Here is a 16,421-nt window from a genome sequence, read left to right on the forward strand (position 1 = left end):
AGTGATAAAAGTTCTTAAACCCGGCGTACAACTTACAATTCAAGATGGCGGGCGCTGCGGTTATCGTCATTTAGGTGTAAGCAAAGCGGGTTGTTTAGACCCTTACGCACAAATAATTGCCAATAAATTAGTGGGTAACAAAGATAATGAAGCTGTGCTTGAAGTTACGTTAGGCCTGTGCGAGTTACAGTTTGAAACCGATACTGTTATTGCCCTACAAGGTGCTGATTTAAACGCTGCGCTTGATGAAACGCCCTTGTACCCTGGCTGGAGTTACCAAGTAAGAGCCAAACAAACTTTAAGCTTTGATACAGGCCGCGCTGGTTTGCGTGCCTATGTAGCCGTACAAGGTGGCATTGATGTTAAAGATATCATGGGCTCAAAATCAACCGATTTAAACGCGCTCTTTGGTGGTTTAGCAGGTAAAGCACTTAGCGAGGGCGACATTATTCCTATTAAAACATCGCCCGTGCCAATAACGCGCTTTATACAGCGCGGCGCTATTACTCTGCCTAAACTAAAGGTGATTAGGGTACATGCAAGCCCACATGCGCAACTATTAGGTGATACGCTACTTAAACAGTTTTTTTCAACGGCGTTTAAAGTAAGCCATAACAGCAACAGAATGGGCCTTAGGCTAACAAACGAAAGTCCCCTAACTCATAGTCACTCACTTGCCTCTCTTGGTACAGGCCCGGGCTCTATTCAATTACCGCCCAGTGGTGAACCTATTGTATTACTTAACGACGCACAAACAACCGGTGGCTACCCATTACTTGGCACGGTAATAGAGGCTGATTTACATCAGTTTGCGCAATTTAGACCCGGTGACTCAATTGAATTTAAGCAAGTAACCCATGAGCAAGCTAGATTAGCAAAACAAAAGCTTAAAGGTCACTTACATCAGCTAAGCTTAGCGCTTAAATATAGTTAACTCTAAGGTGAGATATAAAGCTATTACAAGGAGCTAATAAAAGTACAAGCGGCGCTCTACTTAACTTGCAATAAGTAAGTGTAGATTGGTTAATTAAGCACATAAAATAAAAATACGCTAATGCAAAAAATTATAATAAGGCAATTTAAGGTCTACTTTAATTTACGCACACACTTGGTGCATTTGTGTCGTGTACTTTTTTTCAAACACTGCACTAAATGCCTTGCTAACGCCACTTTTAACACCAAAAGTGTTGTAAATATAGCCGCACTTGTGCGTAACGCACTCATTTGGTGCACTCACTTTTCAGTTGGTGCATAAATTATTCTTAATTAATTATAAAAGCAGTGTGACTTGAGTAATTATTTCTGATAAAACAAGGTTTCGCAGCACAGCAAAGTTGCCCTGCTGCACACATAATAGGAATGAGGAGTTACTATGTGTTCAATTTTTGGTGTATTAGATATTAAATCTAACGCCACTCAGTTGCGTACCCAAGCAATTGAAATGTCAAAACTACTAAGGCACCGTGGCCCAGATTGGTCTGGTGTGTATTCATCTGAAAAAGCGATTTTAGTGCATGAACGCTTAGCCATTGTTGGTGTATCAAGCGGCGCACAACCATTATATAACCCTGAAAAAACAAATATTTTAGCGGTTAACGGCGAAATTTATAACCACAAAGAGCTGGCAGCAGAGCTAGAGGTTGATTTTGAATTTCAGACTCAATCAGACTGTGAAGTTATTTTAGCGCTATACAAACAAAAAGGGCCTGACTTTTTAGATGACTTAAATGGTATTTTTGCATTTTGTTTATACGATGAAGAAAACGATGCGTACTTAATTGGCCGCGATCATATTGGTATTATTCCGCTTTATACTGGTCACGATGAGCATGGTAATTTTTATGTTGCCTCAGAGCTTAAAGCGCTTTCACCAATTTGTAAGCACATTGAAGAGTTTCCACCAGGGCACTACCTATACAGCAAAAATGGTGAACTAACGCCTTATTATAAGCGCGATTGGGAAACCTTTGATGCAGTTAAAGATAACAGCGCACAAGCGCAAGACGTAAAAGAAGCGCTAGAAAGCGCTGTAAAACGCCAGCTAATGTGTGATGTACCGTATGGCGTATTGCTATCGGGCGGTTTAGACTCGTCGGTTATTTCGGCTATTACGCAACGTTTTGCTGCTAAACGTATTGAAGATAACGATGAAAGCGACGCATGGTGGCCTAAGCTGCATTCATTTTCTGTTGGGCTTGAGGGTTCACCTGATTTAGCCGCTGCGCAAAAAGTAGCGGATATGATTGGCACAGTACATCACCCTATTCACTTTACCATTCAAGAAGGTATTGATGCGCTTCGTGAGGTTATTTACCATATTGAGACGTACGATGTAACCACCATCCGTGCCTCAACGCCAATGTATTTAATGGCGCGCCAAATTAAAGCTATGGGTATTAAAATGGTATTATCGGGCGAAGGCGCTGATGAACTATTTGGTGGCTATTTATACTTCCATAAAGCGCCAAACGCACAAGAGTTTCATGAAGAGCTAAACCGTAAAGTGTCAAAGCTGCATATGTTTGACTGTTTACGTGCCAATAAGTCAATGGCTGCATGGGGCGTAGAAGCGCGCGTACCGTTTCTTGATAAAGAGTTTGTTGATGTGGCTATGCGTATCAACCCTGAAGCAAAAATGTGTAAAGATGACAAAATTGAAAAGCACATTTTACGCGAAGGCTTCGATGGCTACCTGCCTGAAGAAGTACTGTGGCGTCAAAAAGAGCAATTCTCAGACGGTGTTGGCTACAGCTGGATAGACACGTTAAAAGAGTTTGTAAACGAGCAAGTAAGCGACCAAGAGCTTGCTAACGCTAAGTTTAAGTACCCTATTAACACGCCTGATTCTAAAGAAGCGTATTACTATCGCTCTATTTTTGAATCACACTTCCCAGGTGATGCATCAGCTAAATGTGTACCACATGGTAAGTCGGTTGCGTGTTCAACACCTGAAGCACTTGCATGGGATGCATCATTTCAAAATAATGCTGATCCTTCAGGCCGTGCTGCTGGCGTTCACAACGACGCGTATGCAAGCAAAGGCTAAACGCACCCTTTTATCGCAACGTAGGCTACAACAGCCTAGGTTGCGATATATAAAGCACCTTTATTCAGTTCCTGTATTTTCTAGTTCACAGCATAACTTAGCCGGTTCAAGTGCGTTAATTGTTATTTATACGCAAGGGTTAAGTACCCGTGTAATGCAAAAAATTGCATCAAATTCGCAGCACCCTGCTAGCGTTTTTTTAAATGAAAATGAAATTTCTCACCGTGTATGTAACATTCGCTGGTTTAACCAAACTTCAGAAATTAAGCGCTGCGGCCATGGCACCCTTGCTGCTGCAAAATGTTTATTAGCACACTTTGGTTTTTGCCCTTCACATTTTATTTCAAACGATAAAGAACGGTTTAAAATCAAGCGAGCTACAGGCCGGGTACAACTTCAACTAGCGGCTATTAATTTAAAAAAGAGTGATGAGGTTAACAGCCTTAGTGATGTGTTTTCGCACTCTATAAAAGCTACTTACGCAACAGCTTATAAAAATGGCTATACCGTTGTACTGTTTAAAAACATAGCTGATTTAAAGCATTTAGAGGTTAATTTTACACATTTAGTAAATGTGCATAACAATGCGGTAATTGCACTGCAAATACATAGTATTAATAAAAACAGCGCAAGCGCATATTTTAGGTATTTTGCGCCGCAATTTGGGGTAAATGAAGATACTGCTACAGGCTCTGCCGTGTCGGTTATTGCGCCACTTATTTTTAGACTGCATGGTTTAAATAAAGTAAGCCTTATGCAGCAGTCACCAAAAGGCGCGCTGCTAAACTATACGTTTAGCAGCAATCAGGTAGTTGTAAGTTAAGCTATTACATTGGCCTTAGTAGGCAAAGTGCAAAGTAGCTTTTCTCGTCTTGCCATGTTTGTTCAAGCGATAAATTAGCCTGAGCAGCAAGATTTTTAAACGACTCAAGCGTATATTTGTGCGAGTTTTCAGTGTGAATGCTCTCTCCCGCTACAAAGTCTATTTGCTTATCGTTAATAACCACGCTTTGATTACACTTGCTCACTAAATGCATTTCAATGCGGCTGTGCACTTCGTTAAATCGCGATTCGTGTTTAAAATTATCTAAAATAAACGTGCCATTTAATTCGTTATTTATACGCTGGAGCAAGTTTTTATTAAAGGCGGCGGTAATGCCAGATTTGTCATCGTAAGCATCAAGTAACACTTGTCGCTCTTTTACTAAATCAATACCTATTAATACATAGCCATCAACACCACATAAACGGTGGAAATTATTCATTATTTCAATGGCTTTTACTGGCGCAAAGTTACCCAGTGTAGAGCCTGGAAAATAAACTAAATTTGTTTGGTTGTCTAAGGCGGTGTCTTTTGTTAACTGCTTAACCATTTGGCTATGGGTAAAATCACCTAGTAATGGCGTAATGGCCAGCTCCGGAAATAACGGTGATAAATGCGCTAACGAGTAATTAAGCATCTCTGATGATATTTCAAAAGGAACAAAGGTTTTTACATTGCTCATATGGGCGAGTAAATACGCGACCTTTTTACCGGAGCCACAGCCAGGCTCAATAATTGATAGGTTCTCGGGCAGTCTATTAGCGATAGCTTTTGAGTAATCTTCTAATATGGCAAGTTCAGTGCGGGTAACATAGTACTCTTGCAATGAGGTTATTTGCTCGAATAAAGCCGCCCCTTTATCATCGTAAAAATACTTACACGGCAGCGACTTTTGCTGTTGAGCAAGTCCATGTAATACATCATTTAAAAAGTCTAGATCGGTTATTGATTGCTGATTAATTGCTGTTACTTGGCTCATAGTATGTCCTTTGCTAGTCTAATGCCGCTGCACATCCACGCTTGGTGCGGATAAAAAAAGTTACGGTAGGTCTGTCTTAAATGATCTTTTGGGGTAAACACGCATCCGCCACGCAAAACCATTTGGTTATTCATAAATTTACCATTGTATTCCCCTGCGGCTCCGCTAAAGGGTTTAAAGCCTGGGTAAGGTAAATAGGCGCTATTAGTCCACTGCCAACATGTATCGCTTAACTGCGAGATATCATCTGGGTTTTTACATACACTTGGCGTAAGCAAATCATTTTGCTGTTGCTTAAGTGCTTGCTGCTGCGCTACATACTCCCATTCAAACTCAGTAGGTAGACGCGCATTTACAAAATTAGCATAGGCTGCCGCTTCAAAATAACTTACATGGCTCACTGGCGCATCTAAATTTAAAGGCTGCAGTCCGTAGAGAGTAAATTCAAACCACTGCCCGTCAATATACTGCCAATATAAAGGGTGACTAAGTTGCTCAGTGTTTATATTAGTCCAGCCATCACTTAACCAAAATGAAGGGTTTTTATACCCGCCCGCCTCTATAAATTGTAAGTACTCTCTATTAGTCACTAATCGGTTAGCAAAACTAAACGCATGGATAAGGGCTTGATGTTTAGGTTGTTCGTTATCGTACGAAAAACCGTTTTTAGCATCAGCCCCTATATTGGTTATGTTTTGGCTAAATTCGGTATATTTTAAAGTGCCTAACGAATCACTCACCTTTATTAAGTTATTTGGGGTTTGGCTGTAGGCAGGAAAGCTTGGATTAAACGAAAAATTATATTTAATATCCATTAGCATGAGCTCTTGATGTTGCTGCTCATGATTCAGCCCAAGTTCTATAATATTGCACAGTGTTTGGTTAATGCCTAATTGAAGCAGCTCGTTTAGCGCATTATCAACATAAGCTCTGTAGCGCAACACCACCTCTAAACTGGGGCGAGATAAACATCCTCTATTAGCACGCTTAAATTGCTCACCTATGCCGTTATAGTAGGAGTTAAAAAGCACCTTAAATTGTTCATCAAAGAGCGTGTAGTTAGGCAGATACTTAGCAAGTAAAAATGTTTCAAAAAACCACGTGGTGTGAGCTAAGTGCCATTTCATTGGGCTTGCATCATCCATTGCTTGTAGTTGGCAATCTTCTGCGCTGAGGTTTTTTATAAGTGTAAGACTATGTTGGCGAATTGACTGAAATTGAGCGTGTATTTTTTCAGTACTGTGCGCTTCATTCGTTTTCGTGTTTAGCATATTAAAGTTAGTCCTTTTCACTCTTTGCGATTAAATAAAGCCTACCCCAGATTTTACCTTTATGCATGTTACATAATGATTAAATCGAACCCTCTACCCATTTAAAACGTAGACTAATGTATTAACGACTAAACGAGTTTGGTGGCGCTGCTTTAATTTTAGTTTAATAACAAACTAATTTTTAACACTCACTGAATTAACAATAGCTTATCTTTTTAGTGATAAATAGCTTTTAGCGCTAAGTAATCAGGCATATATAACCAAATAGTTTTACATTTACGATTTAACTCATACACTATTAAGGGTATGATCAGCGATTAATTTAGTTAGTCTTCAAATAAGTTTTATTGTAAATAATGCAACTTACTGTGTGGCTAATTAACTTAGTGTTATGCCGGAACTCTCTGGCTTGTTAGGACAACATAAGAGGTATTCATGAGCGAAAATCATGACAAGTATAGTATTGATAATACGGACTACACCGTAGGTCAAGATAACGTGCAAAAATGGGGATTTGATATACATAATCCTGTTTTTGGTATTAGTGCCGGTTTGATTGTCATCTTTTTAGTCGCCATTCTCGTTTCGGATGCGCAAACAGCCAAAGCAACGCTTGATGGTATTAAGCTCGATATAATAAATAACTTTGATGCGTTTTTTATGTGGGCAGCAAACTTCTTTGTTATATTTTGTTTGGCATTAATTGTATCGCCATATGGTAATATTCGTTTAGGCGGAGAAGGAGCTAAACCAACGCACTCGCGTATGTCATGGCTTGCCATGTTATTTGCCGCAGGTATGGGTATTGGGTTAATGTTTTGGGGTGTTGCAGAGCCTGTAGCTTACTTTACCGGCTGGTACGAAACCCCACTTAATGTAACCGCAAATACGCCAGAGGCTGCAAAAGTGGCCATGGGTGCAACCATGTTTCACTGGGGTCTTCACCCGTGGGCTATTTATGCCGTTGTAGCGCTCTCACTTGCGTTTTTTACTTATAATAAAGGTCTTCCTTTATCAATCCGTTCAATTTTTTATCCACTATTAGGCGACAGAGCTTGGGGCTGGCCTGGTCATATTATTGATATTCTTGCCGTACTTGCCACTTTGTTTGGCCTTGCAACCTCGTTAGGTTTAGGCGCGCAGCAGGCTTCTGCAGGTATTAATCATGTATTTGGAACTGATGGCGGCGTAGGCGCACAATTATTGGTTATTATTGGCGTTACCTTACTGGCTATTATCTCAGTAGTACGCGGCATTGATGGCGGCGTAAAGGTTCTTAGTAATATAAACATGCTTATTGCATTTGCCTTACTCCTGTTTGTTGGTTTAGTTGGCTTTGCTGTGGCAATCGGTAACGTACCAAATACGGTTATGGGTTATGTTGAAAATATTATTCCACTGAGCAACCCACATGGCCGTGAAGACGAAACATGGATGCACGGTTGGACTGTATTTTACTGGGCATGGTGGATTTCGTGGTCACCGTTTGTAGGTATGTTTATTGCGCGTGTTTCTCGTGGTCGTACAATTAGAGAGTTTTTAATCGCTGTATTATTAATTCCTACTGCGGTTACTATTTTATGGATGTCTATTTACGGCGGCATTTCAATAGACCAAGTTGTTCAAGGTGTTGGTAGCTTAGGCGTAAACGGTTTAACCGATGTGCCTATGGCGATGTTCCAAATGCTAGACGAACTGCCTATGTCGAGCGTGCTTTCGTTCCTTGCTGTGGTTTTAGTATTAGTGTTTTTCATTACCTCTTCTGACTCGGGTTCATTAGTTATCGACTCAATTACAGCAGGCGGTAAAGTGGATGCGCCAGTACCACAACGCATCTTTTGGGCTACGGTTGAGGGCTCTATTGCTGCTGCTCTATTATGGATTGGCGGTACAGAGGCGATTCAAGCATTACAAGCGGGTGCTGTTTCAACAGGTCTTCCGTTTACTTTAGTGTTACTACTAATGTGTGTCAGCCTATTATTAGGATTACGTACTGAGCCTCGCGCTGTTAAATAATTAGTCGCTTGCCAGTAAACTAAAAAACGCCGCATAATATGCGGCGTTTTTATTAGCTAAGCTAAACGCTTTTTAATAATTTAACTCTGTATTGCACTCGCTAAAATTTAAAATAGATTTAACTTAGTAATTCAGCCAGTGGCGTATCATCGCGGTAATGGTATTGCAGCTGTGCAATTAACAGCTCTGCTGTGGCTAATGCATCAGTTAGCGCATTGTGATTATGATAAGCAGGCAAAGAGTATCGACTGCGGCAATCTGTGAGTCTCAGTGAGCCTACCTTTTGATTAAACAAACGCCCTATTAAGCCTTGGCGGGCGCGCAATGCTCGTTGCTCAATCTCCATGGTATCGACTAATGCAAACTGGATCCCTTCGTTAATTCTCGCAAGTAATGCATTGTTTAAAAAGTGCCGCTCTATCGCTGCATAATGCACCACCACGACTTTACCACTAAGTGCATTAAGTAGCGGCCCTAGTCGAGAGGTTAAATCGGGAGCATCATCCACTTCTGAATGCGTAATACCATGAATAACAATCGACTCCTCACTTAAGCTTCTACGAGGCTGCACTACCCAATGCTTAGCATGTGTGCAGTACACTCTTTGCATTGTAAAGGGGACTAAGCCAATACTGACTATATCGTCCACCTCACTATTTAGACCGGTTGTCTCAAAATCAAGAGCCACAAACGAAATATCTTTAATAGGCGTGTGCGTATCACCATAAGCGTGCTGATAAAACGCTTTTAAATGCTCATTTTTAGCGTTGTTAGCCAGTGCTTTATAATGAGCCTGCCAGTCAAAATACGATTGCTTAGCCATTCGCTACTTAACACCCGCATTGGCTGAGTAACTAAACTTTAAGTAGCTTTGTGCTTTTTCGAGTATGGCAAACGCCTCTTTTAAATTGCGTTGCTCAAACGGCGAAAGTAAATGCGGGTCGATGTCGTTATCGGGCTCTTCTTCTTGCTCTATTTGCCATGCTTGATGGCGAATTCGCATCATGGCAATGTATTCTAACGCGTCACGTAAATCCTGTGCTTTACCCTCAGGTAACAGGCGCGATTCAATAATATCTTCAAGGCGTTCAAACGAATTTTGCTTACGAGAGCCTATTGCCAGTGCATGCACTCTTATCACATCAGAAAGCGGCGCGGTACCTCTGCGTTTTAAGTTCATTGAGCGCTTATGCTGGCCGTTATGCTCAAGCACAAAGCCTTTAAAAAACCCAAGTGGCGGTGTGCGGTTTCGGGCATTGGCGGCCATATTAGCTAAAAACACCCGATTTTGTTTACTTTGCTTAGCAATAAAAATTTTAAGCTCATCGGCCCATTTTGTTTTACCCCACACCCCATCTAAATCAAAAAATATTGAGCTGTTAAGTAGGGCTTGTGGTTTAGGTAAGGCTATCCACTGTGAGAATTGATCAAACCATTGCGAACGTGTTTTACGCCATTTTTTGAACGAGGCCATAATTTCGCCGCTGCAATAGGTATAACCACATTGCGCTAAGCCATCACACACAAAATCAGAAATATTTTGAAAATACTCGTTGTGTTTTTCATCATCGTAATTGTCATCCAAAATAAGCGCGTTATCTTGATCTGTTACAATAAGTTGTTCATCTCGCGCCATAGAGCCTAACGCTATAAAACAGTAAGGTACTGGCGGCGGGCCATATTTTTCTTCAGCCAGTACTAATAAGCGCTGTTTAAAAGTACGCCCTATTACCGCCATTGCCGTACCAATCATATGTGAATTAGCATCTTCGTTTACCATACGTACAAATACATTGGGCAGCTGGCGCGCGTAATGTGCTAAATCTTCAATGGTTTGCTGCGCTAAAATACCGCGCACCAAAAGTAAACTACTTTGCGACTCGTACCTTAAAATATCGGATAGTGAAATAACCCCAATAGGTCGGCGCTTTTGTACCACAGGTAAGTGGTGCAAGTTGTCGCGCAGCATGGCAAGGACGGCTTCAAATACATAGGCATTTGAATCAAGCAGTACAAGATTAGTCGACATAATTTTATCTGCAGTAACATCAAGCCCTAGGCCTTCGGCTACCACTTTTGTGCGTATATCGCGGTCGGTAATAATGCCTACAATTTGCCCATCGTCTTCTTCTGGGTCGTCGCTTATTGGTTTGTCTAAATCGGTAACTAACACAGAAGATACCGCTTCTTCTGTCATTACTTTCGCAACATTTTGTATGGTGGTTTGCGTACTTAGCGTTACCACATCGCGGTGAATGAGCGACTTAACTTTGGCGGTTGTTAAATCGTTGCTGTCGGCTTGCTCAACTAACGCTTGGCGAAGACGTACATTGCCATCGGCTTCAAAATAATCAGCAAAGCTGTCAAACTCGTCACAAAAACGGTTAAACAGCGTAAAGTTAATACAATACACTAGGGTGTCTTCGAGTGCCTTTGCAGGAAAGCGCACTTTACGATTCATCAACAAGCCCATTTGGCCAAAAATACCGCCCACATCTAAGCGGTTATAAAGCTCGTTATTACGACGATAAATTTCCACAGAGCCACTGCGAATTATAAATAAATCAGCGATGTCTTGGCCTAACGTTAAAATATCAGTTTGCGAGCGGTAGTAAGCTACCTCAACTTGTTGCGCAAGCTCGTTTAAAGCGTTTGTCGGTAAGTCGTCAAATGGCGGGTGCTGCGCTAAAAACTGCGCAATTTCAACTTGTTCGGCTTGCATTGGGGATTCCTTGTGGCCACACAAAAAGGCATGTATATGCTTAAGTGGCTATCTTAACAAACAAGTAGTGCCAATCAAGCCATAACCATGCCCAGTACACTTTTAATTTAAAAGCGTTGCTGGGCATGGCTTTAAGGTTAGATTTTTTCAAGCTCTTGTGCGAGCTGCTTAGATTCATCCCCCCTTGGCGTGGTAAAGCGTGCTAAGCCTAAGTAAATTACCGGAGTAAGATAAAGCGTAAACAACACCGCAAGTGCTAAGCCGCCAAACACCACCCAGCCAATTGCATTTCGGGCCTCAGCCCCTGCGCCTGTAGAGAGAATTAACGGCAATGCGCCAAGTAGAGTAGATATAAGGGTCATCGTAATTGGGCGTAAACGTACCAGCGCAGCTTGCTCGACGGCTTTTCTGACCGTTAAGCCTTGATCGCGTAATTGGTCTGCAAATTCAACAAGCAAAATTGCGTTTTTAGCGATTAAGCCTATCAGCATCACTAAACCAATTTGAGAGTAAATATTTAACGACGTGCCGGTTAAATAAAGCGCTAATATGGCAGAAGTAATACCAAAGGGTACGGTTATCATAACCACAATGGCACTATTTACATTTTCAAATTGAGCAGCCAATACTAAAAATACAATTAAAAAAGCAAGTACATAAGTTACAAGTACTTCGCTAGATGTTTCTTCATACGTTAGCGCTTCGCCTTTAAACGCAAGTGCAATACCTGGCTCTAACGATTGCTCAGACACCGTTTTTATTTGCTCTACTAAAGCAGCAATGGTTAACGATTCTGGCAACTCCATACTGAGCTCTATTGAGCGGCGCTGGGCATGACGTTCAAGCTCTGCAGCCACCCCCTCTTCAGAAATATAGGCCACACTACTTAATGGTACTAAACTGCTATTACCCGCTCTGATGTATAAATTAGCCAAATCACTTGGACTGTTTATGGTTTGGTTTTGCGCTTGGAGCATAATTGGCACAGACTGATCGCCAATGTTTAAATCTTCTACATCGTCGCCATTTATTGCTGCGCGCAAAGTAATGGCAATGTCGTCTAGCGATACACCGAGCTCTTGTGCACGGCGTCTGTCTATATTTACTCTTAGTTGTGGTTGCGATGGCTGATAAGAAATACGCACAGGTGCCACCTCAGGAACGGCTTTTTCTAATGCCGCAGAAAACTGCTGAGCCGCTTTAAATATTTGCAAATAATCTTGCCCAAGCAGCGCGATTTCAACGCCTCCCCCTTGACCACGTAGATTTAAACTATTAGCCCCACCTGGGTAAGCCGGTGCTCCTGGAATATCGCCAAGTGGCTGGCGTATCTTATTAATAATTTCTTGTTGGCTAAAATGGCGCTCATCCCAATGCTTTAATGGCACAGTAATAAACACAATATTAGGGTCCCATTGGCCTACCACAGTATAAATTGACTCAATTTCGCCGCTATCGACAAACGGAAGTAAAATATCTTCCATTTTTATCGCTTGCCTATCCATAAAGTTTAGTCCTACACCATCTGGGCCACGTGCAAATATACGAATTTTTCCTCGGTCTTCTGTGGGTAAAAGCTCGCTGTCTAAACTGGCGTACAAAGCACCTGAGCCTGCTGCAACCAATAAACAGAGCGCAAACGTAAGCCATGCATGGTTAAGCACTTTATGAATTGTTTTTGTATAAATACCACCCAACCAATGGCCTAGTTTAGCAAATGGGTGAAAACCGCCCTGCTTTAACTTTAATTTGGAGGTAAGAGCAGGCACTAATGAAAGTGCCACAAAGCTTGATATAATTACCGCACCGGCAAGTACTCCACCAAACTCTCTAAATAAGCGACCCGCAGTAGAGGGTAAAAACGCAATAGGTATAAATACAGCGGCAAGTACAGCCGTGGTTGCTACAACAGCAAAAAACACTTCGCGCGTGCCTATTACAGCAGCTGCCCGACGCCCTAAACCTAGCCCCCGCTGGCGCTGAATATTTTCACTTACTACTATGGCATCATCAACAATTAAGCCTGTGGCTAATACAAGCGCCAACAAGGTTAAAATATTTATTGAAAAACCCAGTGCCCATATAAGTGCTAAAGACCCTATTAAGGCAACAGGAATAGCAAAAGCAGGCACTAAAGTGGCGCGCCAAGAGCCAATAAATACCCACAAAGTGACAACCACTAACAATACTGTAAGTAATAAAGAGTAAATTACTTCATCTACTGAGCTTCTTATAAATTGTGCGTCATCGGAGGTAAGTGTAAATTCCATTTCTGGAAAGCGCGTTTGCATGCTTGTAATGAGCTTGAGCACTTCATCTGATATTTCAATTGTATTTGATTGTGCTTGTCGAATAATTTCCATACCAATTACGGGCTTACCGTTTAGCCTTACCATAGAGCGCGGATCGGCAGGGCCAAAATACACAGCCGCAATATCACTAACTCGGGTATCGCCTTGTATTATAATATCCCCAACTTGCTCTGGAGTAATAGAGGTTGCATCGGCACGTACAATAATTTGCTGATCGTTTGACTTTAAACTCCCTGCTGGCACATCAAACGGTGCTTGGCTAAGCACTTGTGCTACATCAGGCACTGTTAAATTAAAGCTACTTAGTTTTAGCGGGTCTATTCGTACCCTTAATACGCGTTCTCTATCTCCGTTTAAGCGTACATCTGCGACACCTGGAATAGTTAAAAATTGCGGCGCTAAGTCAACATTTACACGCTCGGTAAGTGCTTCAAGCGATAAACTTTCACTTGAAACAGTCAGAGATACAACTGCCTCGGCGTCGTTGTCGGCTTTAATAATAGAAACACGTTCTACTTCCTCTGGAAGGTCTCGCTCTACACGTGCAACAGACTCACGCGTTTCATTCGCGGCGTCATCTAAATTTATGCCTGGTCTAAATTCGACCACAATACGTGCATTTCCCTCTTCACTTTGTGCGCGTATTGATTTAACGCCACTTACACGCGCTACTGCGCCTTCTAATTTGCTGGTTACTTCGGTATCAACGGTCTCAGGCGAGCCACCAGGAAATGGCGCCGAAACCGTAATACGTGGTCTATCTACATCAGGAAGCTCTCTTACTTCAACACCCGCAATAGCGGCAATACCTGCAATAATAATTAATAAGTTAAGCACCACAATAAGTACTGGGCGGCGAATCGACATTGAGGGTAAGTCTTGCATCATAGGTTGCTGTTTCATACCTACTCCTGCGTGTCTTGCGCGGGTAAATTAAAGCTTAGCTCTTGGCCTGCCCGTAAGCGTTGTACCCCTTCAATTACTAAAATATCGCCTTTATTTAACGGCCCAGAAACCAATAATCGCCCCGCCAAGCGCTGCTCTATTTTTACATCAACACGTGTGGCTTTTTTATCAACGCTGGTCCATACATACGGGCCTGTTGCACCCCACAGTAATGCAGCCTCAGGAACTGCAGCAAAATGCTCGCCTAACACTTCAATATGTACTCTAAAGCTCATACCAGGTAAAAATTGTTGTTTTTCATTATTTAGCTTGGCTTTAACACGTAAAGTACGAGTTTGTGGGTCTACGCGTGAGTCTAAATAGGCAATATCAGCGTTAATGGCAGTGTCTGATTGCCAAGGAAACACCGTTAAGCTGCTTTTATTACGCAGCATACTGATAGCCGACTCCGGTGCGTTAAAATTTATGTACAGGCTTGTTGTGTCATCTATTGTGGCAATGGGGGTTTGCTCGGTTATTCTATCGCCTACCTCAACATCTGTTAAACCCATAATGCCATTTATCGGCGCAATTACTTTTCTGTCTTCAAGCTCAGTTTGAGCCTGTATGAGGGTGACTTTGGCAAGCTCTACAACGGTTTTAGCATCATCAACATCGCTTTTAGGTACTGCGCCTTTGGCCTGACTTTGTTCTAATCGTTTTAGTATTCGCTGGGTGTCGGCAAGTTTAATTTTAGCTTCATCAAGCGCTGCTTTTTGCCTACGAGAATCAAGTTCGAGTAAAGTATCGCCTTTTTTTACTTTATCACCTGGCTTAAAAAAAACGCCTGTTACTCTATCGCCTACTGCAGGGTACATTACAACCGAATGTATTGCCTCTGTATTTCCTACCGCTTGCACTTGTTGTTTAGCACTTTCGAGGGCAATTTTTTGTACAACAACGTTCGCGCTCATTGCAGGAACGCTGAAAAACAGCAGCGAACTAAGCACACCGATTAAAAAGTTTTGCGATTTCAAAGTAACACCTTAATTAATTATTATTTCCATTACCTTACGAAGTCTAACAGCTGATTGATCAATAGGTAGGATAGAACGATAAATTAGCAAAACTATAAGATGAAATTAAATTGGTAATACCAATTAATTTTTGAAAAAGGCGCCTAATGACTAAGCATTTATACAAATACAGGCAGGATTAAACTAAAAAGTGGCTATATAAATAAAAAAGCCCAGTATAAACTGGGCTATGTAGATAATAGGTAGTTAAAGATTATTTACCGCGCTGGGCTTCTTTTTGTGCTTTTTTAGCTTCTTTACGTTGTTGTAAAACCGCTTGCGCTTCATTACCAATGTGCCCTTCACCACGTGCTTGTGCTAATTCTATTTGCTTTTGACGCTCAGCAAAACGAGCACGTTGCTCATCGGTTACATTATCAATACAGTGATGACACGAAACACCTTCCATGTATTCTGGCTTTTGCTTTTCTTCTTCTGTAATCGGCATACGACACGCATGACATTGATCGTAAGAGCCTTTTTGTAAATCATGATTTACTGCTACACGATTATCAAAAACAAAACACTCGCCTTCCCACATTGTTTCTTCTTTTGGCACTTCTTCTAGGTATTTTAAAATACCGCCTTCAAGGTGGTAAACTTCATCAAACCCTTGCTCTTTCATGTAAGCCGTTGATTTTTCGCAGCGAATACCACCGGTACAAAACATGGCTACTTTTTTGTGTTTTTCTGGGTCTAAATTTTCTTTAGCCCACTGAGGGAACTCTCGGAAAGTTTTGGTATTAGGATCGACTGCATTTTGAAAAGTACCAATTTCAATTTCGTAATCGTTACGTGTATCAATCAAAATCACTTCAGGGTCTGATATTAATGCATTCCACTCTTTAGGCTTAACATAGCTTCCCACTACTTTTAGTGGGTCAACCCCTTCAACGCCCATAGTAACAATTTCGTTTTTTAGCTTTACTTTAGTGCGGTAAAACGGGCATTCATCATCGTATGATTCTTTAGTCACTATGTCTTTTAGGTTTTCTTGTGTGTCTAACCACGCAAGTAAGTTATCTATTCCTTCGCGCTTAGCCGATACAGTACCGTTAATACCTTCAGCAGCAAGCAATAAAGTACCGCGTACTTCGTTTGCTTCCATCACTTCTAAAAGGGGTTTACGTAGTGCTTCAAAATTTGGCAAACCTACAAATTTGTACATTGCACACACTACAAAGTGCTCGTTTGTTACATCATCTTTATGAACAGCAGTCATTTTACTTCCTATTTTGCTTTGATAGCCTTAAGTGGCGTTTACCGAATCGTAAATCCGGCGCATATGGGG

General features: G+C 41.6%; 11 protein-coding genes. 4 read left to right on the forward strand and 7 right to left on the reverse strand.

Annotated features, from left to right (window positions below; genetic code table 11):
- Position 1: 1 nt before the first annotated feature.
- From OIZ54_RS02085 to OIZ54_RS02095, 3 genes are all read left to right on the forward strand, one after another.
- Entirely contained in the window at positions 2-934 is a 933-nt protein-coding gene (locus OIZ54_RS02085; protein ID WP_264389569.1) for a biotin-dependent carboxyltransferase family protein, read from the forward strand.
- A gap of 438 nt (positions 935-1,372) precedes the next feature.
- Positions 1,373-3,046, forward strand: coding sequence for an asparagine synthase B (asnB, locus tag OIZ54_RS02090; protein ID WP_264389570.1), 1,674 nt, complete (start codon positions 1,373-1,375; stop codon positions 3,044-3,046).
- Positions 3,030-3,869, forward strand: coding sequence for a PhzF family phenazine biosynthesis protein (locus OIZ54_RS02095; protein ID WP_264389571.1), 840 nt, complete (start codon positions 3,030-3,032; stop codon positions 3,867-3,869). Before asnB ends, OIZ54_RS02095 begins: the two co-directional genes overlap by 17 nt.
- Positions 3,870-3,873: 4 nt before the next feature.
- On the opposite strand, the gene egtD is transcribed toward OIZ54_RS02095, so the two are convergent.
- A complete protein-coding gene (gene egtD, locus OIZ54_RS02100) occupies positions 3,874-4,848 on the reverse strand; it encodes an L-histidine N(alpha)-methyltransferase (protein WP_264389572.1) in 975 nt (324 codons plus the stop codon).
- The gene (gene egtB, locus OIZ54_RS02105; protein WP_264389573.1) at positions 4,845-6,119 is read right to left on the reverse strand and encodes an ergothioneine biosynthesis protein EgtB; all 1,275 of its coding nucleotides are present in this window, start codon (positions 6,117-6,119) and stop codon (positions 4,845-4,847) included. Before egtB ends, egtD begins: the two co-directional genes overlap by 4 nt.
- A gap of 435 nt (positions 6,120-6,554) precedes the next feature.
- Between egtB and OIZ54_RS02110 the strand changes: the two genes are divergently transcribed.
- A complete protein-coding gene (locus OIZ54_RS02110) occupies positions 6,555-8,135 on the forward strand; it encodes a BCCT family transporter (RefSeq protein WP_264389574.1) in 1,581 nt (526 codons plus the stop codon).
- Between the two features lie 118 nt (positions 8,136-8,253).
- Here the strand turns inward: OIZ54_RS02110 and OIZ54_RS02115 are convergent, their stop codons facing one another.
- The 5 genes from OIZ54_RS02115 to OIZ54_RS02135 all read right to left on the reverse strand — a co-directional run bounded on the left by OIZ54_RS02115 (position 8,254) and on the right by OIZ54_RS02135 (position 16,352).
- On the reverse strand, positions 8,254-8,958 hold the full coding sequence (locus tag OIZ54_RS02115; protein ID WP_264389575.1) for a 3'-5' exonuclease: 705 nt from the start codon (positions 8,956-8,958) through the stop codon (positions 8,254-8,256).
- 3 nt (positions 8,959-8,961) lie between these two features.
- Entirely contained in the window at positions 8,962-10,857 is a 1,896-nt protein-coding gene (locus OIZ54_RS02120; RefSeq protein WP_264389576.1) for a DUF294 nucleotidyltransferase-like domain-containing protein, read from the reverse strand.
- A 137-nt stretch (positions 10,858-10,994) separates the two neighbouring features.
- Positions 10,995-14,072 carry an efflux RND transporter permease subunit gene (locus OIZ54_RS02125; RefSeq protein ID WP_264389578.1) on the reverse strand — a complete coding sequence of 1,026 codons (3,078 nt, stop codon included), beginning with the start codon at positions 14,070-14,072 and terminating at the stop codon, positions 10,995-10,997.
- Between the two features lie 2 nt (positions 14,073-14,074).
- Positions 14,075-15,091 (reverse strand): efflux RND transporter periplasmic adaptor subunit, encoded by a 1,017-nt coding sequence (locus OIZ54_RS02130; protein ID WP_264389579.1) that lies wholly within the window; start codon positions 15,089-15,091, stop codon positions 14,075-14,077.
- A 253-nt stretch (positions 15,092-15,344) separates the two neighbouring features.
- The gene (locus OIZ54_RS02135) at positions 15,345-16,352 is read right to left on the reverse strand and encodes a rhodanese-related sulfurtransferase (RefSeq protein ID WP_024034100.1); all 1,008 of its coding nucleotides are present in this window, start codon (positions 16,350-16,352) and stop codon (positions 15,345-15,347) included.
- Between the last annotated feature and the right edge of the window lie 69 nt (positions 16,353-16,421).

Source organism: Pseudoalteromonas sp. A3 (assembly GCF_025942345.1).
GTDB lineage: Bacteria > Pseudomonadota > Gammaproteobacteria > Enterobacterales > Alteromonadaceae > Pseudoalteromonas > Pseudoalteromonas atlantica.